We start from the raw sequence: 24,133 nt of genomic DNA, 5'->3' as shown, positions 1-24,133 counted from the left end.
GAAGTATAACAAAAGAGTAGAGAGTAATTTGCTTTCTATTCTTTGGATTGGCTGGCGCTGTTAGGCGTTAAGCCTGCCTCGTCAACACAAAGACACTCCTTGCACCCTTTTATTTACGTCTTTGTCTTCAGCCGAACGCTCTTTGTTACCTATGCAATCTCCATCCTCCTTTTCTGAGGCATCACGGCCTTTTTTGACTTGGCAACGCATTCTTGACTGGGCTCAAGAACACTATCGCTGCCGCACCTTTAGCAAAGATGAGCGCATTCCAGCCCGACCTGGATTGCTGTATTTGGTGCAAAGGGGTGCGATCCGCATGGTAGGAACCGCCCAAGTTAGTGCGACTGCTAGTCAGCTAACGTCTCGACGAATCAACAGAACTCCAGAAGAAGCGTTCTTGGGTTTTGTAGGAGCGGGACAGCCATTTGAAATTGTTGCCCAATCACCATTCACACTCCAGGCTTACGCCCATGTTGACCAAACTGCGGTGCTGTGGATGTACTGGCACGATTTAGACAACTGGCCTCACTTCCGTCGCGAAGTTATGGATGCCTTTAGGTATCAGCACCAGCGTAAGCTGCTGTGGTTGAGTGCCTTGGGACAACGCCGCACAATTGACCGACTCTTAGGATTTCTCACATTGTTAATTGAGGAATATGGAGAGCCAGCAATGAGCGACACCGATCCTGATGTGATTCGCGGTTATTGTCTGCCCTTTCCCCTCACTCATGCCCAAATTGGTAGCGCGATTGGTTCCACTCGTGTCACCGTCACCCGCTTGATGGGTAAGCTGCGTCAACGTGGTTTAATCTTGACTCAAGGGGATAATCTCATTTGCTTGCCAGCAGAGTCGATTAATAGAGCTGGTTAAGGTACAGTTCAGAGCGGCGATTTCCGCCACTCTGTCTTGAGTGCGATCGCTCTTGTCAGCGAATTTTGACAAATCCCGCTTGGGTAATCAGTTGCTGTCCCTGCTCAGTCAGCAGTAAGTTGGCGTAAGCGACACCTGCTTGCTGCTCAGTCTGACCATTCTGTTTGACCACCACAAACAGATTGCGGGTAATCGGGTATTTTCCTGATTGGAAAGCCTCAATGTTCAACTTGTTCCGTTTACCAGGACATTCAGACGGGAGGACAGAAGGTTCTTGGTATGGAGCAATGTATTGCCCTTGCGTGCGCCCCAACGGCAAGGCTTTGATTGAGCATTGAGGAATCACCTCTGGGGCAGAAGCGTAGTAGATGCTACCAGGACTATCAGCCAATTTTTGCAAGGCTTGGGTGGTTGTAGAGATAAATTCTACATTGGAGCTGAAAGCTTGACCACCCAAGATGTCTTGGACAAAAAGTTCGACAGTACCGCCATCAGCAATGCGGCGGGAATAGGGCTTTATTGGGATATTGGGGCCGCCCACCTGGCTCCAATTATTGATTTTGCCCGTGTAAATTGACTTTAACTGTTCTACTGTTAGTCCTGGAATATTCAGGTTGGGGTTAACTGCAACTGCTAAACCATCAATTGCCACAGGAATTTGTTTCAAACTGAACCCACGCTGCTGGGCACGGCTTAACTCCGGATCTAGAACTGGTCGGGAGGACTGGGCAAAGGCTAGTTGACCGTCTATCAAGGACTGAATGCCAGTACCAGTACCAGGAGATGCATTGCTGGGTTCTACATAACGCAGCCGTAACTCTGGCCGTGCGGCTTGAATTGCCGGATCGACTACTAGTCGAATCGGTGCCCAAGATGTACTGCCTCCGTAATTGAATAATCCTGTAGGAACATCCTTTACTGAAGTGAAAGTATTGCCACTAGGTTGTTCCGATCCGGCATGGGGCGTTTTGGTACTACTAGGATTAATTGTATTTAAATCGACACCAGATTTTCTCGTAAACCACCAAAAACCGCCAGCTATTAGCCCGACGGTGATTAGGATGGATAATACAAGAATAGTTGTTTCATTTTTTTGGGACATAGTATAATTACCCGCGCGTCCATTCAATATAAGTGCTTGACTTGACAAGTGCTTGCTACTTGAGATTGTATTTGGAGGACGGGTGTTTTATTAAAACTGCTGACAAATACTCACTTCTGACTACAATAGATGCCAAGGTATAATAAATTTTTCTTGGATTAATCGTCTCTTTTCTCAAGACTTGAGTGTTAGTGAGGATAAGTTATTAGTTGATACTAAGAATTTTCCCCGTAAAGCTCAATTTCTCATCTTGAGGGTTTTTCCAGGTTAACTATTGGTTAATTTTTAATTTTTTATTGCTGATTAACGCACTGGTTCAAAGTCATAACCAGTGCGAGAGCGAGAACCAGGAACAATTTTTACAAGTTGCACTGAGGCATTGCGATCGCCTGATGCTAAAAACCGAATTGTACCAGAAGCGCCAGTGGCAGAAAAGTCAGATGACAAGAGTGCTTGTTGGACTCCATCTCGCGTGGGATTGCGTTCTAATGCCGCAATTAGAGCTACAGTGGCATCATAGCTAAGGGCGCTTCGCCAACTCACATCACCGCCCCATAACTGCCGCGATTTCTGGGGAAAATCTGACTTAGGATCGCTATCAATATGCCAGGGAACTGCTAATACCATCCCCACAGCTTGTTCTCTGCCAATTTCCAAAGTTTTAGCGGTGTAAACATCATCTCCCGCTAACAAAGTTAACTTTTTCTGATTAATCTGAATTACTTGCAGCGCTTTATCGAGAGTTTCAGTGTTAGCAGCTAACATCAAAACTTCTGCACCTTGTTTAGTTGCTTGTTCTACACTTCTAGCTGCACTAAAATCCGCCTTGGATAAGTCAAATTCGCTGGCTACCTGTCCACCCTCTAGGGAAACGGATGAAACAAACTCAGACTTCAAAGACTGACTATAGTTACTCTGAGAATTAAAGAAAACCACTGCATTTTTTTTCTGCAAGGTTCTCACCATATAGTTGGCTAAACTTCTCGCAGCCGTAAAATCACTGGGAACTGTCCGAAAAACGTAGCGGCTAAAGTTAGAAATTTTGACAGATGTACTAGTGGGAGATATAGCTACAAGTTGTCCAGAAGTATAGATAGTACCTGCGCCTAACGTGGAATCGCTAGTATTCGGCCCAACTACACCTAATACTTCGGAATTGCTGACTAGGGTAGAAGCGATTTGCTTGGCTATTTCTGGATTGTCGTCGTCATTAGCTATCCCTACCCTCAACGGTACTCCCTTGATTCCTCCAGAGCTATTAACTTGATTTTGAGCTTGGGCTATCCCACGTAAAATTTCTAAAGCAGCATTAGGGTCAGTGCCGAATGGTACAGAAGCCACGATGGTATAGCTCTTGGAAGAACCGATGCGGGCATTGTTAAGAAAAATTAATGCTTCTGGATCGTTACGGTTGAGTTTTAGAGCAGCTGTGAAATTGGCGATCGCTTTATCATAACTTTTAGTTGCGATCGCCTGTATTCCTTCTTTTTTCACAGGAGAAATGTCACCTTGAGTAAAAGATTTTTCCCCAAAACTAATACGGTCTTGTAAGGATGAATTGTTGCCTGGTTGTTGATTTGGAATAATGTTATTACCAATTTTGGCCCCATTGTTACTAAACCACCAAAACCCACCGCCAACTATGCCAACTGTCAGCAGCAGAGCCAAAGCTAAAATTGTGGTTTCATTCTTTTGTGACATGAACAAGTTTAAATAAAGTAAAAATATTTAATATTTGATTATTTGTCTAAATCTAAGCATTTTGATCATTTAATTCTGACAAATCCAGCTTTTTCGATCAGTTCTTGACCTTGAGATGTCAGCAGCCAATTTGCATAAGCTTCGCCAGCTTGCTGATCTCTTTGACCATTCTGTTTAACGATTACAAATAAATTGCGGGTAATTGCATAGTCTCCACTACGAAATGCTTGACTATTCAACTGGTTACGTTTACTGGGACATTCAGATGGAGATACAACAGGTTGTTGATAAGGAGGCACAAATTGACCGCTGATTCGCCCTAATGGTAGCGACTTAATAGTACATTGTGGTACAACCTATGGGGCAGAAGCATAATAAATTGCGCCACTATTCGCGGCTACTTTTCGTACTGCTTCTGTGGTTGTGCCAACATAACTAACGTTAGTACCAAAATTTTCTTTATTTAAAACATTTTCAATAAAGAATTCTACTGTTCCCCCGGCTTCTTTGGTGCGAGAGTAGACTTGAATTGGTAAATTTGGCCCACCCACTTGTTGCCAATTAGTAATCTTGCCAGTGTAGATGTCTTTAAGTTGGGCGACAGTTAAACCAGGGATATTGAGATTTTGGTTAACTGCGATCGCAATACCATCAATCGCCACTGGAATTTCTTTCAAACCAAATTCTTTTTGTTTCGCTTCGGTATTTTCTTCAGCTTTAACTGAGCGAGAAGATTGAGAAAAAGCTAGTTGATTATCTATCAACATCCGAATCCCAGTTCCAGATCCTGCTTGACCTGAAGCAGGTTGAGTATAACGTAAAGTAAATTGAGGACACAGGCTTTCTAGTACAGAGTCTACGTCTTTACGGATGGGTGCCCAGGTTGTACTACCACCATAGTTGAATGTCCCTTCTGGGAGGTTTGGGACGTTACATCTGTTGTTGACAAACTGGTTTATGGGATTACCCGTGTTACCATTCCCGGAAGTTTTAGGAACAGTTCCAGTTAATTGCGCCCACCGTTCCATAAGAAACCATAGACCACCAAAGATTAAACCAATAGTGATGACAACGGCTAAAAAAAGACTAAGTGTTTCGTTTTTCTGAGACATTTATGTAGCTGTTAGCACCAATAGTTTTTTAAAGTAAGAGAGATAATAATTTATAAATAAGTCGAAATACGGCTGTCAATGAAATAGCTATTAAGCCTGCTCCAACTGCTAAAATTACCACTGACGGAAGGTCAAGGCCTCCCCGTAAAAAGGGAATAAAAAAAATAATTGCAAAAGTAATTATGGGAATAATTAATAAATCGAACTTTTCAATCCACCGCCTAGTTTGGGCAAAAATTAGTATACCTAAAATCAAGGCAGAAGTAGTCAAAGTAACTATTGGTGATTTTACTAGACTGAAAAGGGCGATCGCGATCAATGCACCCTGAAATCCACTAAATCCCGCCCCTCCCAATAATTCCAATGTCGAAAACGCTGGTTGAGTTGATGGACGACGGGGAACAACAGGGTTAGAACCTTGGGGTGGTTGTGGCGGCAGGGTTACAGAGGGCGAATTAAGTTGTGTGGGAGATTGAGCCGCCTGTGAGTTAAGTGCGCGTAGAACCTCCTGGGCTGACTGGAAGCGCTGATTAGCCGCAGGTAGCAGCATCTTGTCTAAAATGTCAGCAAGGTGAGGGTTGACACTCACTTGGGTTCGCCATTTCCACTGGTTACTATAAGCATCAAATAGTTGAATTGCTTCCTTATTTGTTAACAAGGTAATTAGAGTTACAGCTAAAGCGTATAAATCCGTAGATGGAAATACTTGCCCCCCAGCCATCTGTTCAGGCGGTGCAAATCCCATAGAATAAATTCCTGTGGAAGAAGCAGCAGAACCAAGTGCAGCATTGGTTACTTGCTTGACTGCGCCAAAGTCTAGTAAGAAAAGTTTACCATCACGACGACGCATAATGTTTGAAGGTTTGATATCTCTGTGGATAATGCCTCTGTCATGGACAAACTCTAGTACCCTCAGAATTCCTTGTAATACTTCTAATACTTGCTGTTCAGAAAATTTGCCTTGTTGAGATAATTCTTCTTCTAGGGTTTGCCCATCGATGTATTCTTGCACCAAATAAAAAAATTGGTCTTGCTCTCCTGGTTGCAAGCTATTAACTATCACTGGAAAGAAAGCAAACAAGTCAGGAATCTGCTCGTGATCGTTACCAAGCTGTGATAAAACTTCTGCTTCTCTTTCAAACATTAACTGCGCTTGTTGCAGTTGAGTTAAGGTTAAATTTCCCGATGGTTGAAACTGCTTAACCACGCATTGACGCATTCCCGGTATTCGGCGATCGCGTGCCAAAAATGCTGCTCCAAACCCGCCCCTTCCCAGCAGTTTACTTGGCACATATCGACCATCTAGCATCAATGGCATACCACAGGTAGTGCAATACTTTTGCTGGGTTGTTTTTAGTGTCGTAACATCATCTAAATCGGCAAAATAGTTTTGTGGGCGTGGACAACGCGGACGAGTGCAGTAAACTTCCATTTTCGTGATTAGTCAAAATAATTCGCAATTGATAATACTCGCCTTCTCTACGAGATGCTACGCGAATGGCAAGAAGCAAGCTACGTAATTCGTAATTAGTTCCGGTTACAGAGTAACTAAATTTGTTAATGAGGAACAGGAAACTTTTTTCCTGATGTCAAACCATTGGCTTGCCTACAGCACTCTGCACGAACACAATGGGTTAATAATTACGAATTAAGTTAGCGACAGAGGAGCGTCATTACGAATTATTTGGTCATTTACAAAAAACAAAGGAAAAATGACAAGGGACTAATAACCTGATTTTAGTCTTCACCAGATGAGGTGGGTGTTGCTACCTCCAATGTAGTTAACATTAGACTTTTTTGTGTTAATTTTAACACATCTTGATTCCATCCTGGGTTAGCAAACTGGGGCAAAATTTCTTGACTAAAGGCTTCTGCGGCCTTGGATCTATAGCGATTGGGATTACAAATCAGCCACAGCGTCCGTTTGACGACAACGCCTTCAATGGGAGTACGGTGCAAAACGCCCATTTGTAACTCTTTAGCGATCGCACTAGTTGAGACAAAGGCAGCCCCTAAACCAGATTGCACAGCATTTTTAATCGCTTCAATGGAATTCAATTCCATTTCAACTTTAAAACGTCTGGTATCAATCTCGCAGCGTCCTAGCACTTGGTCTATTACTTTGCGGATAGTCGATTGGGAATCTAGGGCAATGAATTGTAATTTATATAGGTCTTCTTTCTGGATTTTTTCAAGTTTGGTAAAAGGATGAAAAACAGGTAAAATCAGCGCTAGCTCGTCCTCAGCGTAAGGAATAACTTCTAAAGATTCTGACAGTTCACCGGGAATTTCACCGCCGATAATTGCCAGATCGACTTGTCCGTTAGCGACACTCCAAGCAGTTCGCCTAGTTGAGTGGACGTGTAATTGTACTGCCACATCTGGATATTTTTGTCGGAACATACCGATCATTCTGGGCAAAAGATAAGTGCCGGTGGTTTGAGAAGCACCGACAATTAAAGTACCACCTTGGAGATTTTGTAAATCCTCAATGGCGCGGCAAGTTTCCTGACAGAGACTAAGGATTTTTTCACCATAGTTTAAGAGTAGATGCCCGGCTTCGGTTAATTGGGCGCGTCGTCCTCCGCGATCGAATAAGGGGACATCGAGCTGCCGTTCGAGATTTTGGACTTGCAAACTAACAGCGGGCTGGGAAACGTAAAGACTATCAGCGGCACGCTTGAAGCTTCCTTCTTGAGCGATCGCTTTCAGGATACGTAACTGATCTAAAGTGAAAGGAAGGTCAGACATAAGGCTCAACCCACAAACTTTTAAAGGAGCAGATGCACGTAATAAATCCGGTTTGGCAGCAATCAGCCGGACATGATTTGTTGCATATTAAACTTGAAGGCTTGACTCGAAAAAGACAGTAGCACAACATCTTGACTAAAGTCCCCTTTTGAATACTTTGTGGTATTGGTTGTACTGAATTCGGTTTTCTTTAAATTACTTCACCTGTGTATATGCTGCTGATTTCTTGGTTGACACCCAGTCATTTTGTCATACTGGGGTTACAAATAGTTTTTGCGATCGCTCACAGTGGAGGCGCTGCTTTACGCCCTTGGGCAGAAAAATACATTGGCCCAAGGTTTTATCGCATTCTCTTTGCATTAGTCAGCCTACCGTTGGCTGTGATATTAATTATTTACTTTTTTGGGCACCGTTATGATGGTTTGCAAATTTGGCAGGTACAAGGGGTGCCAGGAGTCCGAGAATTTGTTTGGCTGCTATCAGCAATCTCGTTCTTGTTTTTATATCCTGCTACCTTCAATCTACTAGAAATTGCTGCTATTCAAAAGCCCCAAGTTCATCTCTACGAAACAGGAATTATTCGGATTACCCGTCATCCCCAGATGGTAGGACAAATAATTTGGTGTGTTGCCCACACTCTCTGGCTGGGTACTACCTTTACCCTTGTGACTTCCATTGGATTGATATTGCATCACTTGTTTGGGGTTTGGCACGGGGATCGCCGCTTGAGCGATCGCTATGGGGAAGCTTTTGAAATTGCCAAACAGCGGACTTCAATTATTCCCTTTAAAGCAATTATTGACGGGCGTCAATCTCTCAAATGGCAGGAATTTCTCCGCCCTGCCTATTTGGGAGTTACGATTTTTATCGCTTTGCTTTGGTGGTCACACCCTCTGTTACTGGAAGTAACTAGTAGGGTAGGATGGTAACTTTAGACGATCCCCAGTGTCAGGAGAAAATCCGAAATAGATGGAAATTTCAGCTTATCAATTGCCCCAAATCAATGTAGGATAAATTAAAACATCTATTCAGTGGAGGGTGCGTTCAGTCAGCTTGAGATTTTATATTGGTAGTTGTTGGTCAGTTGCCTTTCCTTGAAAGAAAGTGGCAGATTCAGTCAAATCCCCAAGCGGTCACGGCAATCAGGAGTTTAAGATCCAAAAAAGCCAACGCGACTTCTAAGGTGGCTTTTCTGTCAGAGACACATTAACACGCTCAATTTTTGCCAATTATTCTGTGTCCTAAATATTTGTGTCCTGAATGCATCTATCGGCAGTTACTAACTTGCCAATCCTCCACTGAAGCAGTAGCTGAGTCCTAAGTCCTGAGTAAAAGCAAGCAACTTAGTATTCATTGCTTGGCAATTAGTCCCAATCCCCGCTTTACTATAAGAAGAAAAAGAAACGAGTTCCTCATTCAATCCGCTAACTTTAGTTATGGACTTCTACTCAGAAACCAGAACTCGGAACTCAGCACTACTCAATTCAGTACTGATAGCTAGTTTGATATAAAAACCTTATAATCCAAGAGGCGTCATGGTGTTCTCGGTTAGTGAGCGGACATTTACTCAAGAAGTTTTACAATCTCCTATTCCTGTTTTAGTTAACTTTGAAGCACCTTGGTGTGGCTTGTGTCGAGTTATCCACCCGCTGTTGTTGGAATTTCAGTCCCAGTGCGGGGATGAAATTAAATTAGTCGGGGTTAACGCCGATCAAAATTTTAAATTGTCTACTACCTATAGGCTAAAATCACTACCCACTTTACTATTGATTGAAAATGGCACTGTTCGCCATCGCTTGGAATGCTTTCGCGGCAGGGAAGATTTACGTCTAGCTTTAGAAGAGATTAAGGCCAGCTACAGCAATTATCCCAAAATCTACAAAAGTTCAAAAACAGTGGACTTAGAGTATCGGTCAGCCTGATGGATATTGGGTGTGGGGCATGGGGCATTGGACTAATGACTAATAACCAATGACCAATGACAGATGACCAAATCTAAAACCATGCTTAATACCCCACCCAATCAGCCTTGGGTGGGTTATTTTATCCTAAAGGGTGTGTGTCACAATTATTAACAGTTTGGACACGCTAATTAAGAATTCTAAAAGTAGGCGTCAGTGATGGAAGTAATCTATCAGTATGCCTGGCTGATTCCGGTGTTCCCTCTTCTTGGGGCAATGCTGGTCGGTCTAGGGTTAATCTCGTTGAATCAGGTGACAAACCGCCTCCGCCAGCTTAACGCTGTGGTGATTATCTCCATGATGGCAGCAGCTATGGGGCTGTCGTTTGCGTTGCTATGGAGTCAAATTCAAGGACATGCGTCTTATATTCGCACCTTTGAGTGGGCGGCAGCAGGTAATTTTCACCTGAGCATGGGCTACACTATTGACCACCTGACAGCCTTAATGCTGGTGATTGTCACAACGGTAGCCTGCTTGGTCATGGTTTACACCGATGGCTACATGGCTCACGATCCCGGTTACGTGAGGTTTTACGCCTATCTCAGTTTGTTTGGCTCCTCAATGTTAGGTCTGGTGATCAGCCCCAACCTAGTACAGATTTATATATTCTGGGAACTGGTCGGGATGTGTTCCTACTTGCTGGTCGGCTTTTGGTACGATCGCAAGTCAGCAGCAGATGCCGCTCAAAAAGCGTTTGTGACCAACCGCGTGGGCGACTTTGGTCTATTACTCGGCATTTTAGGGCTGTACTGGGCAACAGGAAGCTTTGATTTTAATGTCATGGGCGATCGCCTCGCCCAACTTGTCGAATCAGGTTCTATCAGCAATTTTCTCGCTGTCCTGTTTGCGATTTTAGTTTTCTTAGGGCCAGTAGCGAAATCAGCCCAATTCCCCCTTCACGTCTGGCTACCAGATGCAATGGAAGGCCCCACCCCCATTTCTGCCTTGATTCACGCGGCAACAATGGTGGCGGCGGGTGTTTTCCTGATTGCCCGGATGTACCCAGTATTTGAAGACGTTCCAGCCGCAATGAATGTCATTGCCTTTACTGGGGCGTTTACGGCGTTTTTGGGTGCAAGCATTGCTATTACCCAAAACGACATCAAAAAGGGCTTGGCTTACTCCACCATTTCCCAACTTGGTTACATGGTGATGGCAATGGGAATAGGTTCCTACAGTGCTGGACTATTCCACCTGATGACCCATGCCTATTTCAAGGCGATGCTGTTCTTGGGTTCAGGTTCAGTAATTCATGGTATGGAAGGTGTGGTTGGACACGACCCCGCCTTAGCGCAAGATATGCGCTTGATGGGTGGACTGCGAAAGTATATGCCCGTCACAGCAACTACCTTTTTGATTGGTTGCTTGGCAATTTCTGGTATTCCACCCTTTGCTGGTTTCTGGTCAAAAGATGAAATTTTAGGGAAGGCTTTTGAGGCTAACCCACTCCTCTGGTTTATCGGCTGGCTAACTGCCGGGATTACAGCTTTCTACATGTTTAGAATGTATTTCATGACATTTGAAGGCAAATTCCGGGGTACTGACGAGAAAATCAAGGAAAAACTCAAGAAGGCTGCGGCGACAATTGTCCTGGAATTAGAGTCAGAAGAACCAGTCCCGAATTTTGGGCCTGGGGCGATGAAGAAAGGAGAATTGGCGGCAACTAGTCAGCAGCATGACTCTCATGACTCCCACGGACATCACAGCGACTCCCCCCACGAATCTCCGTGGACAATGACGCTGCCGTTGGCACTGTTGGCTGTGCCTTCGATTTTGATTGGTTTGGTGGGAACTCCCTACGCCAATTATTTTGAAGAGTTTATCTTTCCTCCTAGTGAAACCCTTTCCGAAGTTATAGAAAAGGCTTCCGAGTTCAATCCGACGGAATTCTACATCATGGCGGGTGCCTCAGTCGGAATATCTTTGATTGCGATTACCCTGGCTTCGCTGATGTATTTGCGCCGTAAAATTGACCCGGCTGCGATCGCTGCTAAAATCCAACCACTTTACGAGTTATCCCTCAACAAGTGGTATTTTGATGACATTTACCATCGGGTTTTTGTTCTCGGCTTGCGTCGCCTAGCTAGACAAGTTATGGAAGTTGACTTCCGCGTTGTCGATGGTGCTGTTAACCTCACAGGCTTTTTCACCCTTGTTAGCGGTGAAGGTCTGAAGTACCTAGAAAACGGTCGCGCTCAATTCTATGCCTTGATTGTGTTTGGGGCGGTTTTGGGTTTAGTGATTGTCTTTGGTGTCACCTGATTTTCATTGGGGTGGGCGACTGTCCGCCCCTAAGTTTTTTAAGAGTCTAAATTAGACTCCTTTTTTTTGGCTGATAGTTCAGTAATTCGATAGTTTAAAAAAAGGCAGCGAATAGGCACATGACAAAGAAGAAATACATTTACTGGCAAGATGATGATATGTGGTTAGGTTATCTCGAAGAATATCCTGACTATTGGACTCAGGGTGAAACAGAAGAGGAGCTAAGAGAAAATCTACTTGATATTTACAGTGAATTAACAAGTGGAAATATCCAAAATATTCGTAGAGTTGCAGAACTTGAAGTTTCGTGAAACGAAGAGATTTAATTAGTAAGCTTGAAGAAATGGGTTGTATCTTCGTTCGTCATGGTGGCAAACATGATTGGTATCAGAATCCAATAACAAAAATTTCTCAAGCTGTTCCCAGACATAGAGAAATCAAAGAGCAACTTGCAAAACATATTATTAAGATGCTTAGTGATGAAGCTGGCTAACATTAAGTTAGAGCCGATCTTTGAAAGCATCCGACGGGCGGTGCGTCACTCCTATGAATGGAAGAAACAAGTAAAATCCTCTTCTCTCCTGCCTTGTTTCTTAGGAGCCTAAATTAGACTCCTTTGGCTGATAATCAGCAATTAAATATTAAAGTCTTCTTTTACATCTGGCGGTTCAAACATAATCTCAAAACCTCCATTGGGAATAGTTCGACGCAAAAATCTTAAATGGTCGTCTGCATCTTGGCGGTTAGCAAAACGGGCGACGGTGTGAGATTGGGTAATCACTACAGTTTTTACTATTACCCAAGGATGATTTTGGACAATAACTGGTTTTATCATGGTGAATGTCTCCTTTTGTTAGGGAGCCAAGAGCCAGCAGGAAGCCTCGGAAACTTATTTGCTGGCTTCTGACAAGATTTGTATTTTTGTTGCGGGGTTGCTGTAAGTTTGAGTGTGTTTTCATCGCTTCTAAACACTCTCATCTCATAGCTTTTGCGGTAAAAGCTGGGTTGCGTTGCGATCGTGCAGTCCTGGGACAACTAGCCATAACCACATTCGGCACTTGAAAAGCCGCAATGATAGAAGTTCTTCAGGGAATATTTGATTTCTGTGACCTTGCCAGTGTCCAAGGTGTGCAAGTTGTTGTTTGGCGCAGATTGGGCAGAGGTCGCCTGGTTTTCCTTTGTCTATGGTGTAGTTTGAGTCTTCAGAATTTAGGGGTTTGATGCCAGGAAAGCGCCCTGCTTGGAAATGGGGGCAGGGTTTGCCGTCCAATTCTGCGGGGATGATGCCGGAGCAAATTAGGCTGTCCGGGTATACGTTGCCATTAGGGGAAAGGAAGAGGGCTTTGGGTTCGGTGTTTTGAATATTCATACTTTACCGAATAAAATGTTTGATTAAAAACACTACATGCGGTAAGGTATTATTATGTAAATAGTTTGAGTTTAAATTTTGAATCCAGCTTGTTTTGCAATTAAGGTCAAATACTTTGATGTGGCTAAAGTCGGCTCATATACATTTTTTTCCCATTGGCTTACTGTTGCTTGTCGTACACCTAGCCTTTGTGCAAACTCCGCTTGTGTTAAATCCATGTGTTGCCGCAGTGCTTTGATTAACTCAGCATTCCACAGTACAGTATCACCCTGAAGCTGAACTTGATATTTATCAGGAGGTTTACGGAATATCACTTGTTGCTGATCAAAATCCACTTTCTCAACACGATATCCAGCTTCCATCCAAGCGTAAGCTTGTGATGAGCCTTGTTTGCGGTTACTCCACCATGCCTGTTTATTTCTTGCCGATTCAGGCAACACATCATTTATTAAAGTCTCAATTTCAGCAAATGATAGAGTTATTTCATTTTGATCATTGCCACGTAAAAATTCGAGGAGTGGCTGGTATTTGCTGCCCTCCTTCATCTAACTTCTTCTTCTCCTAATATCATCCGTTCTACACAGGCTTTTGCTTCAATAACCAAATTTTCTGCATCACTACGAATATGCTTGATGTGAGTGTAAGAATTTTGCATAACTTCTGCAATATGCTCTTGGACAGAATAAGGGGGGATAGGAATTAAAATTTCTCGCAAGCGAGTATAGTTTACAATCGGTACAACACTTTTTGATGCAGTTCGTTCGGTTTGAATTCTGCCCATAGAACTATTTAAAAACAGAGCAAGATAGTAAGGATTGATATCAGCCTGTGGAGTTAGCTTTACAAGGTTTTGATTAATGTTGGCTTCTCCAAGAGAGTCGTCAACAACTGCTGCTATTCCAATAGAACCAATGGTTGTTAAAAGGACATCACCTGGTTTGAGTTGAGAGCGTTTAATTGCAGCATGAACTTCTGGAGCAATATATCTGAGGTCATGAAGTTTTATTTCATTTTCAAAAATGTTAGTTGTGCGAAGTAGTGGTATACCATCAGGCAAATGCTTAAGATAACCATGCTGACCGTCAGTTAAAGTTGATACTATTTCACCCAAAGTTCTTACAGGCCAATGGCATTGGATAATTTTTTGAATAGTATTAGTAGATTTCGGATCAAAATACTCAAAATCCCATCTTTTAGAGTAAATTTGTGACTCTTGAATAACAAAGCTTAATTTATTGTCCGGGAAATTTTGACTAATGCCGAGTTTCTCTAAAATATAATCTTTGATTTCTATATTCAAATCTTTAGCTTTATTGAGTAACTGTTTTCGTGCAACATAAGCATTCTGCATTATTTGAGCAATACGGTCTTGAATAGGTCGAGGAGGAACAGGGATTATAAATTCTCCAACTTCAGATAAATTCAATTCTGGTCTTGTTGTTCTATGCCCTAATCTAATAGCTTGAAATTCACCTAATTGAGAATTAATAAATGTTGCAACATAATGAGGATTTATTTCTTTTGAAAGTTCTAAACCAACAATATGACCTGTAATATTACCTTCTTTTAGACTTTCAGGAAATACAGCAGCAGTCCCAAGTCTACCTGCTATTGTTATCAAAATATTTCCTGGAACTACACGGCTACGAATCAATTCATTGTGTTTTTCTAGAGATATGTATTTAAGTTCATCTAAAAAAATTCCTGAAGGTAGAACATCCTTAACTCTAATGTAAGGTATTCCACTATCCTGATACATATCAACTTTACGGTTACTACCAAAAGGGCCGTCGAACATCCGGTTACTTAATTTCTTTAAGGAATGAACAGGATATGGACATTCATGCAACTTTTTAAATAGAAATTGAAATTTAGGTTGATAAAATTCAACAAAAAGTTTCTTTTTTATCAAATCACTTGATTTAACTAAAAATTGCTTTATATCATATTTATTAATATCCATTACCATCCTGCTAGACTTTCAAACTCTGTAACTGTTTCTACTACTTCAAGAGGGAAATGTGTTTTTTCTTCAGGTACAGTAAACCGACCTGTAGCATCATAGCCAATATCATCAATACGAGCCATGTAAACGTCGTAATCTTCACCTATTTCGACAAGTGCTTGTCCTATTTCTAACTGCCCTTCAGCTAATAAAGGTATTTTCCGCTTTTCTAAAACAACTATGCTAGTTTTAACACCTGCACCATAAGGTGCAAATGTAGCTTGTGGTAAACTAATAACTGCTTTTAATCTTGCCCAACGTAAAACCCAATCTCTAATATCCTGCATTGAACTATTAGCCAATACCCCATCAGGTAAAACAATTGCTAACTTTCCATTGGGTGCAAGATATTCCAAACAACGATTTAAAAAAGCAACTTCTTGAGGAATACTTTTAACAACTTTGCCCTTTTTCTTTGTCACTCCATCCCGTCCAGCAAAATCCTTTAAAACACTTTCATTTGTCAATTTAGAACCAAATGGAGGATTAGTCAAAATCATCGTCAATCCTCCTAGATAAAACCCAGGACGTTCTGGAAGACCCTCTGTAATTCCTCCTGTAATGCTACTCAATCGCTCCAGCGAATCCATTACTTTTAAATCGGCATATTGTGCGCCATTCATTAAAGTATTAACTCGCGCTACGTGCATCACATTTCGAGAATATTCAGCCCCAAATAAATGATTATCTCGAAACTTGATAAACTCTTGCGTTGGTTCTTCAGGATTAATCCCTTCAGAATTACCACTATTATTTGCGATCGCTTTTGCAAACTCCTGCTTACGCACATAATCCAAAACGTGCGTCAACATCCGCGCTGAACCGCAAGCCGGATCGCCAACATAATCATTTACTGTAGGTTGCAAAATCCCTACCATTAAATTAATTACAGGTGTAGGTGTGAAATATTGCCCCAAATCATCTCGGAAAGTCTTGCTTAAAAAATCCTCAAACACTCCACCTTTGACATCTGCTGAAGATTTTCGCAAACTCCAACGTTCTAACCGCTTGACGATTTCAAAAGTTGTGTGGGGTTTAAATTGAAGCACATCAGCCTCATTAAATGCCAACCGTGCCGAAAGATCATCACCAAACTTTCTTTCTAAAGTATCGCGTTCCCACTGCTTCGCTTTTTCAAATGTGTCTTTTACTTGAACTAATAAACGCTCTGGGTCAGTTTCATTACTGACGCTAAAAACATAAGCTCGATCTTCGCCCGTTTTCTTTACTAAATCAATTGTTGCTTGCTCGTCGTACCACTTAGCAAACAAGAATTTAACCATTGCATCGACTGCTTCTTGTGGCTGCAAACCCTCGTTATCCCGCAAGATAGAGTGACATCCAGATCGCGTATCTCCTAAAACCTCACGAAATTTATCACGGGTTAAAGGATTTAGCCCTGTTTGAATACCATCCGGTTCGCTGGGATTACGGATAACTTTATAAGGACTATGGTTTGCAGCTTCACGGGCGCTTTCATACTTTGGCAACTTGCCAATTGGCTCTAATTTTCTTGGGTAGTCAAGGTCACGACGATAAATTTCTGTATGCTTTCCACTGGTTAAAATTGCATAACGGGCAGAAGGTGAAGCACTCATGTAAACTTCTAGTTGTTTGAAATGGTAATTCCATCCCAGTTCTTCATTACCTTCAAACTTTTTGTTAGGTTCCATCGCTTCTAACATGATGAAAGCCACATCTAAGCCTGTGCCAGAGCCAACATAGCGATCATCATAAATTATTAGATCAGACCTACCAAACATCTGTCTAGATGCAGTTATATTGGAAAGTTCTAGCTCCATTGCGTTTAATGGAACACCATACTCCTCTTCTAAAATCTGAATTGCCCATATTGTCACGGGGTCTTCAAGCGGACGTACGTATTTACCAGAACCATCAGACAAAAGAAGTTTCTGTAGATTTATATGCTGGCGATACTTCTGTGGTATGTCAGCCGCATTCTGGTAAGGATTAGTGAAATCGGAGAAAGGCATGAAGTTATTGCTATGGGAGACAGACTACACAGTAGATAAATGATATGCGATCGCGGTCAATAGAAGCCCAACATTTAGTAAAATAATAAATTTATCACTAATTACAATTAAAAAAAATAATTCATGTATTATGAAAATCTAGTTTTCTCCCGTCATGCTATCCAGCAAATGTTTTATCGTCGCATCAGTCAAAAAGAAGTAAAAACTGCGATTTCTTATGGGGAAGTGATAGAAGAAAATCCTGATGATACACCCTACCCCAGTTATCTAATATTGGATTTTATAGAAGGTAAGCTTTGCGAAATCTCTCTTTTAGCAGATTGGGCAGATGCAATCATTTGTTGAGTTTTGTTAAATGATTTATTCCATTTCAATTCATCTTGCAAATCTTCCAGGTACTCTCGGAGATGTTCTGCAACTCTTTCTTGCACATCTTCAGATAAAGATTCCATCATCTTAATTACAGTAGCGATCGCTGGAGATGACATAATCGAATTTCCTTTATCAACTTTCCCTGTCTATTTTACTAAGAAAACTCAATCAAATCGTCTACTGTAGTCCCAAAGCTCTGAAACTGGCAAAGTTTGTTCTACTGCTGCTTGTCGCACAGACTCTTGCAAATCGGCTAATATTATAATTTTACCAACTTTATTTAGGGTAAATTTTTGACTTTACTGGGAGTATCACAACGCACATTCCACACCCCCAAATGTCAAAAAAGACTCCCAAGAGAAGAAACGGGGGATTGCCAATTTAATTAAATCAACCTAACGAGGAAGACGAAATCCCCAAAAAGCTGTTACTTAATAACTAGTGACTTTTTGCCAAACATGATTTTGATAGCAGACTAATTGTGATGAATATAGCTAATTTTCCGTGGCTGACGACGATTATTCTGTTTCCGATAGCCGCATCGCTACTTCTTCCCATCATTCCTGACAAAGAAGGCAAAACAGTGCGCTGGTACTCCCTCATCGTGGGGTTGATAGATTTTGCACTAATTGTTTACGCTTTTTATACTGGGTATGATTTCTCCAATCCAGATTTGCAGTTGGTGGAAAGTTACCCCTGGGTACCACAATTGGGTTTGAATTGGTCAGTAGGGGCTGATGGCTTATCCATGCCCCTAATTATTTTGACTGGATTCATTACCACGCTGGCGATTTTAGCAGCTTGGCCTGTCACCTTCAAGCCCAAGCTATTCTACTTCTTGATTTTGGCAATGTATGGCGGCCAGATTGCCGTGTTCGCTGTCCAGGATATGCTGTTGTTTTTCCTGGTGTGGGAACTGGAACTGGTGCCGATATACTTTCTGCTGTCGATTTGGGGAGGCAAAAGGCGGCAATATGCAGCAACCAAATTTATTTTATACACCGCTGGCGGTTCGCTGTTTATTTTGTTGTCTGCCCTGACAATGGGATTTTACGGCGATACGGTGACATTCGACATGAGAGCGATCGCCTTAAAAGATTTCGCCCTGAATTTCCAACTTGCCCTCTATGCTGGCTTCCTGATTGCTTACGCCGTCAAGTTGCCGATTATTCCCTTGCACACCTGGCTACCTGATGCCCACGGTGAAGCTACAGCCCCAGTACACATGTTATTAGCAGGTATTCTCCTGAAAATGGGCGGTTACGCCTTAGTTCGGATGAATGCCCAAATGCTCCCCGATGCCCACGCTTATTTTGCACCAGTGTTCGTAGTTTTGGGGGTAGTTAATATCATCTACGCTGCCTTAACATCCTTTGCCCAGCGAAACCTAAAGCGAAAAATTGCGTACTCCTCAATTTCTCACATGGGCTTTGTGATGATTGGTATTGCCTCCTTCACCGATTTGGGATTGAGTGGGGCAGTATTACAAATGGTTTCCCACGGATTAATTGGGGCGAGTTTGTTCTTCCTGGTTGGCGCAACTTACGATCGCACCCACACCCTAATGTTGGATGAAATGGGCGGTGTAGCGAAGAGAATGCCGAAGATTTTCGCGATGTTCACTACCTGTTCGATGGCTTCTTTGGCATTGCCAGGGATGAGCGGTTTCGTGGCAGAATTAATGGTATTTGTGGGCTTCGCTACTAGCGATGCTTATAGCTCTACCTTCAAAGTGATTGTGGTGTTCTTGATGGCAGTGGGAGTGATTTTAACTCCGATTTATCTGCTGTCGATGTTGCGAGAAATTTTCTACGGCAAAGAGAACGAAGAATTAGTTTCTCACCAAGCTTTGATAGATGCCGAACCCCGTGAAGTATTTATCATTGCCTGTTTGTTAATTCCAATTATTGGTATTGGTTTCTATCCCAAATTGCTGACTCAAATGTACGACGCTACAACTGTACAATTAACGGCAAGATTGCGTGATTCCGTGCCGACATTAGCACAACAAAAAGACGAAACAATAAAGGTTTCTTTGAGTGCGCCGGAAATTGGTAATTAAGTTGCGAACGATAGTTTAGTTTAAATATTTATTACTTCGAGGGCGGGTTCTATACCTGCCCTTTTTTATGTACATTATTTACAAGCGATCGCTTAATCAATTTTCTAGTTTAAATCTTCAAAATCCTTCTATTTTTTCTAATGCCAAGAAGGTTTCCTCACCTCTGTAGACAATATTAATTTGTCCTCCAAACACATCATCAATAGCTAAAAACTTCTTGCCATCTATCTCTTCAAATTCGCAACTCCCTATGATTCTAGAAATATTTCCAATATCAAGATAATTAGCCGTACTTATCTGTTCAATACCCGTTAATCGGATGAAAAGATAAGGTTCACCTACGGTAATACTTTTTTTTATTTCATCAGGAAACCAAACCTCATCCCACTGAATAGCTAATGTTATAGCTTGTTCGTATCCAATGTTATAGAAAATGCCTATCCAACAAGAATCATGTAATGTATATTGTTCATTAAAATCTCCGAAGCTCATATTTTTGCCTTCCTGCCAAGGTAAGCAATTATTAATAAGCTCTTGACAAAGCCAACTTGGGTAATAATTTTCTATCAAATTAAGCTGCCCTAGATTTTAAGCTGATTGATTTGTTTGTAACCAGTTAAGTAAATCTTCCATAGCAGTAAAATCTAACAAAGCTTCGCCAAGGGTTTCTAACTGATTTAAAGAAAGAGATCGGATGCGCTCTTGTAATTCTGGTGATAATTCTCCCACTCGTCTTTGTAGTAACCTTAAAAGAAGCTGTTGTTCACCTTCTTGTTTACCTTCTTGTTTCCCGCGCTCGTAGCCGATGCGCTCACCTGTAGTTACATATCTCATAGTCCGCTCCTGCTCAAATTGTTTAAATTCTTCCCAAAACTGATTTTCCAATGCCTTTGGTAATATCATAACCCAATCGATAAATCGATATAGATTGCGAATATCCTGCTCTCCTAACCCCAAATAATATAGTCTGCGAATTAAGCTAAATTTCCATATTTTGCGTTGTTCAGGTGATGAGCGCGTCTGCTGCGTTTTCAAATGCGCCATGACGACAGTTGCAAATGGATTATCGCTATTTTCTAACTCGTGAAAGCGATTTTCGTAATCCAAAAGTTTAATACTGCCAAATTCAAAAATTAAGCGAGTATTGGGATAATTGTAACTGTAATTTATTTGGTCGCCATTCGCGGTTTGGATCGCAGAGAATTGCAAGGCTTATTGCTGGTCGGTCAAAGCGGTCAAATATGCGAAAATTGTAGGTAAACATCCGCTTGCTAAAGTTATCTTCTTTTTGTCCCTGAATTTCAACATGGATTAATAACCAAAGTTCTTCTCCTTGGGTTTGCCAAACTTTGACTAATTGATCGGCATATCTCTTACCCTGTTCGGCTTCACGAGCAAGTTGATTGAAATTCTTTATCTAGAAATTCGTAGGGACGTTCCCAATCAATTAATGCAGAAGTTTCTGGAAAAAAGAAAGGCATTGCTTGGGGAAAATAAGCTTCTATAATTTCTTTCCAAGGGCTGTCAAAATCAGCGTGTAGGCGTAGCTCGTCGTAGACATCGCTAATGTTAGTCATGTGATTTTTCAAATTATGGATAGAGTAGCAGTACTTGCAGTCGCTAGTTTAGAACTTTGTTTAATCGGAATCTCAACCCAAAATTCTGCTCCTTGTCCAGGTTCCGAAATACACCAAATAGCTCCGTTGTGTTTTTCTGTGACAATTTGAGCGCTAATTGCTAATCCTAATCCAGTGCCTTTACCTGCGGCTTTTGTGGTAAAGAAAGGGTCAAATAATCGTTGCTTAACTGCTTCGGTCATGCCAGGGCCATTATCTGCAATTTTTACAGTTATGCGATCTAAGTTGTGTAACTCAGTACGAATTACAATCTGGCTGGGTTTAGCTTCTATCTCCTCTAGAGTTCGCTTACTGTTATAACTATCCAGGGCATCAATGGCATTACCAATCAGATTCATAAATACCTGATTTAATTGTCCGGCATAGCATTCTACTAAAGGGATATCACCATATTCCTTGACTATTTCAATTCCGACATTTCCAGACGTTTGTTTGAAGCGATTTTGTAAAATCAGTAGTGTGCTATCAATACCTTCATGAATGTTGACAGGCTTCATATCCGCTTCGTCAAGTCGAGAAAAATTCCGCAAAGAGAGAACTATTTCACGAATGCGATTAGCTCCCATTTTCATTGAAACTAATATTTTAGGTAAATCTTCAGCCATAAAGTCAAGGTCGATCGCTTCGATATGAGCTTGTACTTCAGGTGTTAAATGAGCATTAGACTGTTGATAAAGTTCTACTAGTTCCAACAAGCCCAGCGTATATTCACTTACATGGGTTAAATTGCCGTAGATAAAGTTAACTGGGTTATTGATTTCGTGAGCTACTCCAGCCACTAATTGGCCTAAACTCGACATTTTTTCGGTCTGAATCAGTTGGGCTTGGGTTTCTTTGAGATTGTGTAGAACTTGGTTGAGTTGCTCTGCCTGAATAGTAGCAGCAGCAGTAGCAGCGCGGCTTTGATTATATAATTGGGCTTGGTCAATAGCGATCGCTAACTGGTCAGCCACACCTCGAATGATTTCCACCTCATCATCACTCCAGGGGCGAAGCTCTCTACTATGTTCGCAGACAATCACACCCAAGCGACCCGACTGAGTTTGAACCGAAACTGTTAGCAAAGACTTAAAGCCCAATGTCACCAGTAAATTCTGACTCTTGGAATCAAGCCACGAATCGGTCGCAATGTCATCAAAGCAAAGCAAATTCCCTTGCATAACAGCTTCACTGAGCGCTTCCACATTCTGGATAGGAGAACAGCCTAAAGGTTCTGTTAAATCGGGAGCGCAAGCTTGCTGACTCAGTTCCAAGCTAGTAGATTCATCTTCTTGATGACACCAAAAAAACTGGCATCGATCGATCTGTAACAATTCTCGAACTTCAACTACTACTGTACTCAAAATCGTATTTAGATCCAACGAGTTGCGAATTTGACTAGATAGACGAGTTTTAAGAATTTTTTCTTGCTCAACTAGCTTTCGCAATTCAAGTTCAGCTTGCCTTAACTCTAGCTGGGCCATGTTACGATTGACACTAGCTCTTGCTAGTAGCCAAGAACCAATGCCAGTTAATCCTACTAAGCCAGCATATAGCAGTAGTAATTGACTCAAAAATCGGTTTGATTTGGTTGTCAACGTCTCTGGCGACACCCATGAAACAATCTTCCAGTAATAGGATTTTTTAGTATCAATTTGATGTTGGCTTGGTGCAGAAGCCTGTCCTGCTCCCGTACTGGATTTTTGCCCTTCGATTAGCGGGTAGACTGTGGTAAAAGTGAACATTCCTTCAGCAGTTTGGAATTGTCCCGATTCTTTTTGAGAAATCTGCTGCCATGCTTGAGGGAAAGCTGTGCCAAAAGTGTGGTTTTTGCGATTGGGAAACATAAATCCCCATTCATCTTCAGGCTTCGCTCCTTTTAACCAGTAGCCATCGGCATTCAGTAGCATTCCCTGGCTAGGGGCGTTAGCGAAAGCTTGATTAAAATTGTCCAGCAGTTTTGTGCCGAAATAATTTAACACTACAATGCCTCGTTTCTCTCCACGGCGATCAAAAACGGGAGTGCCAAAGCGGATCATTGGCTTCAAAGGTTGTTCAACCTGACCTCGTTCGATGTTGAGGTCAAGGGGAGAGACAAATACTTGTCCTTGGTTTAGCCGCAAAGTGTCATTAAACCAGTAGCGCTTGGCTTGAACTTGCAGTTTTTCTTCGGGGACAATCCCTGGTTCACCCTTGTTAAAGTTGACTCTGACAACTTCCTTACCCGACCGATCCAAAAAACGAATTTGGTCGTAAAATTTTTTATATCCAGAAAATAATAAAAGTTCTTGGGAAAGTGCCTGTTGTTGTCCATTTACTCCCTCTAAAACTCTTTGTAGCTCATTTTGTTTAGAGATAACCATCAAATCTGAGACAACCGAGTGAAAGTCTCCGCTGATGACTTTAGTTTCTAAATCTACCTTACGGAGTTCATTTGTTTTGAGCAAAACTTGCTCGGTTTGTACCTGTTGGTAATAGATAGTCCCAATAACAACCCCAACTAACGCTGACAATGGCAAAAAAACCGTTAGAAAGTGTCTGATTAAAATTCGTGAATGGATCTGTGGTGGCATATCTGATACTTAGGTACAACTCAAAAATCGGGCTGGAAATTAGCTAATTTCCAGCTACGCCACGTTTTCTGAGTCAAGGTTGAGAGAAACTTTTTCTCCTGGTAGGTATAGGTAATCAGCCCTGCTACCAAATTCACCATGAAATTGAATACTCTGCGACTTCTGGAATGTTCTATTTGAACAATGTTCCGCCCTTTTTTGCTATTGTCAGTTAGACACTCTGATAATCAGTACCGAAAAAATACGAGTCCGATGTAAAGATTTTACACTCCTAAGTATTTTGATACTGAGAAGAGAAACATCAGGCGATGTCTACGCTAAAAATGGTTTTTCATTCTTGTGCTGCGATCGCACATCAATAGATTACGTACAATCTATCTAG

General features: G+C 41.8%; 20 protein-coding genes and 2 pseudogenes. 8 read left to right on the top strand and 14 right to left on the bottom strand.

Annotated features, from left to right (window positions below; genetic code table 11):
• Positions 1-151: 151 nt before the first annotated feature.
• The gene (locus tag V7K44_RS00235) at positions 152-871 is read left to right on the top strand and encodes a Crp/Fnr family transcriptional regulator (protein WP_012412419.1); all 720 of its coding nucleotides are present in this window, start codon (positions 152-154) and stop codon (positions 869-871) included.
• Between the two features lie 55 nt (positions 872-926).
• Here the strand turns inward: V7K44_RS00235 and V7K44_RS00230 are convergent, their stop codons facing one another.
• The 5 genes and pseudogenes from V7K44_RS00230 to V7K44_RS00210 all read right to left on the bottom strand — a co-directional run bounded on the left by V7K44_RS00230 (position 927) and on the right by V7K44_RS00210 (position 7,537).
• A complete protein-coding gene (locus V7K44_RS00230; protein ID WP_334927540.1) occupies positions 927-1,973 on the bottom strand; it encodes a PstS family phosphate ABC transporter substrate-binding protein in 1,047 nt (348 codons plus the stop codon).
• A 303-nt stretch (positions 1,974-2,276) separates the two neighbouring features.
• Positions 2,277-3,674, bottom strand: a complete 1,398-nt coding sequence (locus V7K44_RS00225; RefSeq protein WP_334927538.1) for an ABC transporter substrate-binding protein — start codon at positions 3,672-3,674, stop codon at positions 2,277-2,279.
• Positions 3,675-3,739: 65 nt separating this feature from the next.
• Positions 3,740-4,786 (bottom strand): annotated as a pseudogene (locus tag V7K44_RS00220) (substrate-binding domain-containing protein).
• A 28-nt stretch (positions 4,787-4,814) separates the two neighbouring features.
• Entirely contained in the window at positions 4,815-6,218 is a 1,404-nt protein-coding gene (locus V7K44_RS00215; RefSeq protein WP_334927536.1) for a serine/threonine-protein kinase, read from the bottom strand.
• 305 nt (positions 6,219-6,523) lie between these two features.
• A complete protein-coding gene (locus tag V7K44_RS00210) occupies positions 6,524-7,537 on the bottom strand; it encodes a LysR family transcriptional regulator (protein ID WP_334927534.1) in 1,014 nt (337 codons plus the stop codon).
• A 212-nt stretch (positions 7,538-7,749) separates the two neighbouring features.
• On the opposite strand from V7K44_RS00210, the gene V7K44_RS00205 reads away from it, so the two are divergent.
• The 5 genes from V7K44_RS00205 (at position 7,750) to V7K44_RS00185 (ending at position 12,253) form a co-directional block, all read left to right on the top strand.
• On the top strand, positions 7,750-8,466 hold the full coding sequence (locus tag V7K44_RS00205) for an NnrU family protein (RefSeq protein ID WP_334895766.1): 717 nt from the start codon (positions 7,750-7,752) through the stop codon (positions 8,464-8,466).
• Between the two features lie 606 nt (positions 8,467-9,072).
• Complete coding sequence (locus V7K44_RS00200; RefSeq protein WP_099102715.1) at positions 9,073-9,459, top strand: thioredoxin family protein; 387 nt, start codon at positions 9,073-9,075, stop codon at positions 9,457-9,459.
• 198 nt (positions 9,460-9,657) lie between these two features.
• Positions 9,658-11,760, top strand: a complete 2,103-nt coding sequence (locus tag V7K44_RS00195) for an NAD(P)H-quinone oxidoreductase subunit 5 (protein WP_334927531.1) — start codon at positions 9,658-9,660, stop codon at positions 11,758-11,760.
• Between the two features lie 119 nt (positions 11,761-11,879).
• Positions 11,880-12,071, top strand: a complete 192-nt coding sequence (locus tag V7K44_RS00190) for a type II toxin-antitoxin system HicB family antitoxin (RefSeq protein WP_118162850.1) — start codon at positions 11,880-11,882, stop codon at positions 12,069-12,071.
• Positions 12,068-12,253: a type II toxin-antitoxin system HicA family toxin gene (locus V7K44_RS00185; RefSeq protein WP_193918417.1), complete on the top strand. Its 186-nt coding sequence runs from the start codon at positions 12,068-12,070 to the stop codon at positions 12,251-12,253. Before V7K44_RS00190 ends, V7K44_RS00185 begins: the two co-directional genes overlap by 4 nt.
• 141 nt (positions 12,254-12,394) lie before the next feature.
• On the opposite strand, the gene V7K44_RS00180 is transcribed toward V7K44_RS00185, so the two are convergent.
• The 5 genes from V7K44_RS00180 to V7K44_RS00160 all read right to left on the bottom strand — a co-directional run bounded on the left by V7K44_RS00180 (position 12,395) and on the right by V7K44_RS00160 (position 17,128).
• Positions 12,395-12,595: a hypothetical protein gene (locus tag V7K44_RS00180; RefSeq protein ID WP_334927525.1), complete on the bottom strand. Its 201-nt coding sequence runs from the start codon at positions 12,593-12,595 to the stop codon at positions 12,395-12,397.
• Positions 12,596-12,739: 144 nt separating this feature from the next.
• Positions 12,740-13,129 (bottom strand): hypothetical protein, encoded by a 390-nt coding sequence (locus V7K44_RS00175; protein WP_334927523.1) that lies wholly within the window; start codon positions 13,127-13,129, stop codon positions 12,740-12,742.
• A gap of 71 nt (positions 13,130-13,200) precedes the next feature.
• Complete coding sequence (locus tag V7K44_RS00170; protein ID WP_334927521.1) at positions 13,201-13,674, bottom strand: helix-turn-helix domain-containing protein; 474 nt, start codon at positions 13,672-13,674, stop codon at positions 13,201-13,203.
• A complete protein-coding gene (locus tag V7K44_RS00165) occupies positions 13,671-15,092 on the bottom strand; it encodes a restriction endonuclease subunit S (RefSeq protein ID WP_334927519.1) in 1,422 nt (473 codons plus the stop codon). Before V7K44_RS00165 ends, V7K44_RS00170 begins: the two co-directional genes overlap by 4 nt.
• Positions 15,092-17,128 carry an HsdM family class I SAM-dependent methyltransferase gene (locus tag V7K44_RS00160; protein ID WP_334927517.1) on the bottom strand — a complete coding sequence of 679 codons (2,037 nt, stop codon included), beginning with the start codon at positions 17,126-17,128 and terminating at the stop codon, positions 15,092-15,094. The genes V7K44_RS00165 and V7K44_RS00160 overlap by 1 nt, the downstream gene beginning before the upstream one ends.
• 123 nt (positions 17,129-17,251) lie before the next feature.
• On the opposite strand from V7K44_RS00160, the gene V7K44_RS00155 reads away from it, so the two are divergent.
• Entirely contained in the window at positions 17,252-17,473 is a 222-nt protein-coding gene (locus V7K44_RS00155; protein WP_334927488.1) for a DUF4258 domain-containing protein, read from the top strand.
• Here V7K44_RS00155 and V7K44_RS00150 read toward each other — a convergent pair.
• A complete protein-coding gene (locus V7K44_RS00150) occupies positions 17,392-17,616 on the bottom strand; it encodes a hypothetical protein (RefSeq protein WP_334927486.1) in 225 nt (74 codons plus the stop codon). The two genes, V7K44_RS00155 and V7K44_RS00150, sit on opposite strands and share 82 nt — an antisense overlap.
• Before the next feature lie 368 nt (positions 17,617-17,984).
• On the opposite strand from V7K44_RS00150, the gene V7K44_RS00145 reads away from it, so the two are divergent.
• Positions 17,985-19,562 carry an NAD(P)H-quinone oxidoreductase subunit 4 gene (locus V7K44_RS00145; RefSeq protein ID WP_334927605.1) on the top strand — a complete coding sequence of 526 codons (1,578 nt, stop codon included), beginning with the start codon at positions 17,985-17,987 and terminating at the stop codon, positions 19,560-19,562.
• Between the two features lie 117 nt (positions 19,563-19,679).
• Here the strand turns inward: V7K44_RS00145 and V7K44_RS00140 are convergent, their stop codons facing one another.
• From V7K44_RS00140 to V7K44_RS00130, 3 genes and pseudogenes are all read right to left on the bottom strand, one after another.
• Positions 19,680-20,132, bottom strand: coding sequence for a hypothetical protein (locus V7K44_RS00140; RefSeq protein WP_334927484.1), 453 nt, complete (start codon positions 20,130-20,132; stop codon positions 19,680-19,682).
• Between the two features lie 18 nt (positions 20,133-20,150).
• Positions 20,151-21,139 (bottom strand): annotated as a pseudogene (locus V7K44_RS00135) (DUF4351 domain-containing protein).
• An 8-nt stretch (positions 21,140-21,147) separates the two neighbouring features.
• Positions 21,148-23,691: an ATP-binding protein gene (locus tag V7K44_RS00130; RefSeq protein WP_334927482.1), complete on the bottom strand. Its 2,544-nt coding sequence runs from the start codon at positions 23,689-23,691 to the stop codon at positions 21,148-21,150.
• Between the last annotated feature and the right edge of the window lie 442 nt (positions 23,692-24,133).

The sequence above is a fragment of the Nostoc sp. genome (assembly GCF_036917235.1).
Classification (GTDB): Bacteria; Cyanobacteriota; Cyanobacteriia; order Cyanobacteriales; family Nostocaceae; genus Nostoc.
Note: the sequence above shows the minus strand (reverse complement) of the source record. Positions and strands in the feature narration are given on the sequence as shown.

Excerpts from the sequence above, each read along its gene's own strand:
- V7K44_RS00235 (WP_012412419.1), top strand. The coding sequence starts at position 152 with ATGCAATCTCCATCCTCCTTTTCTGAGGCATCACGGCCTTTTTTGACT.
- V7K44_RS00230 (WP_334927540.1), bottom strand. The coding sequence starts at position 1,973 with ATGTCCCAAAAAAATGAAACAACTATTCTTGTATTATCCATCCTAATC.
- V7K44_RS00225 (WP_334927538.1), bottom strand. The coding sequence starts at position 3,674 with ATGTCACAAAAGAATGAAACCACAATTTTAGCTTTGGCTCTGCTGCTG.
- V7K44_RS00215 (WP_334927536.1), bottom strand. The coding sequence starts at position 6,218 with ATGGAAGTTTACTGCACTCGTCCGCGTTGTCCACGCCCACAAAACTAT.
- V7K44_RS00210 (WP_334927534.1), bottom strand. The coding sequence starts at position 7,537 with ATGTCTGACCTTCCTTTCACTTTAGATCAGTTACGTATCCTGAAAGCG.
- V7K44_RS00205 (WP_334895766.1), top strand. The coding sequence starts at position 7,750 with ATGCTGCTGATTTCTTGGTTGACACCCAGTCATTTTGTCATACTGGGG.
- V7K44_RS00200 (WP_099102715.1), top strand. The coding sequence starts at position 9,073 with ATGGTGTTCTCGGTTAGTGAGCGGACATTTACTCAAGAAGTTTTACAA.
- V7K44_RS00195 (WP_334927531.1), top strand. The coding sequence starts at position 9,658 with ATGGAAGTAATCTATCAGTATGCCTGGCTGATTCCGGTGTTCCCTCTT.
- V7K44_RS00190 (WP_118162850.1), top strand. The coding sequence starts at position 11,880 with ATGACAAAGAAGAAATACATTTACTGGCAAGATGATGATATGTGGTTA.
- V7K44_RS00180 (WP_334927525.1), bottom strand. The coding sequence starts at position 12,595 with ATGATAAAACCAGTTATTGTCCAAAATCATCCTTGGGTAATAGTAAAA.
- V7K44_RS00175 (WP_334927523.1), bottom strand. The coding sequence starts at position 13,129 with ATGAATATTCAAAACACCGAACCCAAAGCCCTCTTCCTTTCCCCTAAT.
- V7K44_RS00170 (WP_334927521.1), bottom strand. The coding sequence starts at position 13,674 with ATGAAGGAGGGCAGCAAATACCAGCCACTCCTCGAATTTTTACGTGGC.
- V7K44_RS00165 (WP_334927519.1), bottom strand. The coding sequence starts at position 15,092 with ATGGATATTAATAAATATGATATAAAGCAATTTTTAGTTAAATCAAGT.
- V7K44_RS00160 (WP_334927517.1), bottom strand. The coding sequence starts at position 17,128 with ATGCCTTTCTCCGATTTCACTAATCCTTACCAGAATGCGGCTGACATA.
- V7K44_RS00155 (WP_334927488.1), top strand. The coding sequence starts at position 17,252 with ATGTATTATGAAAATCTAGTTTTCTCCCGTCATGCTATCCAGCAAATG.
- V7K44_RS00150 (WP_334927486.1), bottom strand. The coding sequence starts at position 17,616 with ATGTCATCTCCAGCGATCGCTACTGTAATTAAGATGATGGAATCTTTA.
- V7K44_RS00145 (WP_334927605.1), top strand. The coding sequence starts at position 17,985 with ATGAATATAGCTAATTTTCCGTGGCTGACGACGATTATTCTGTTTCCG.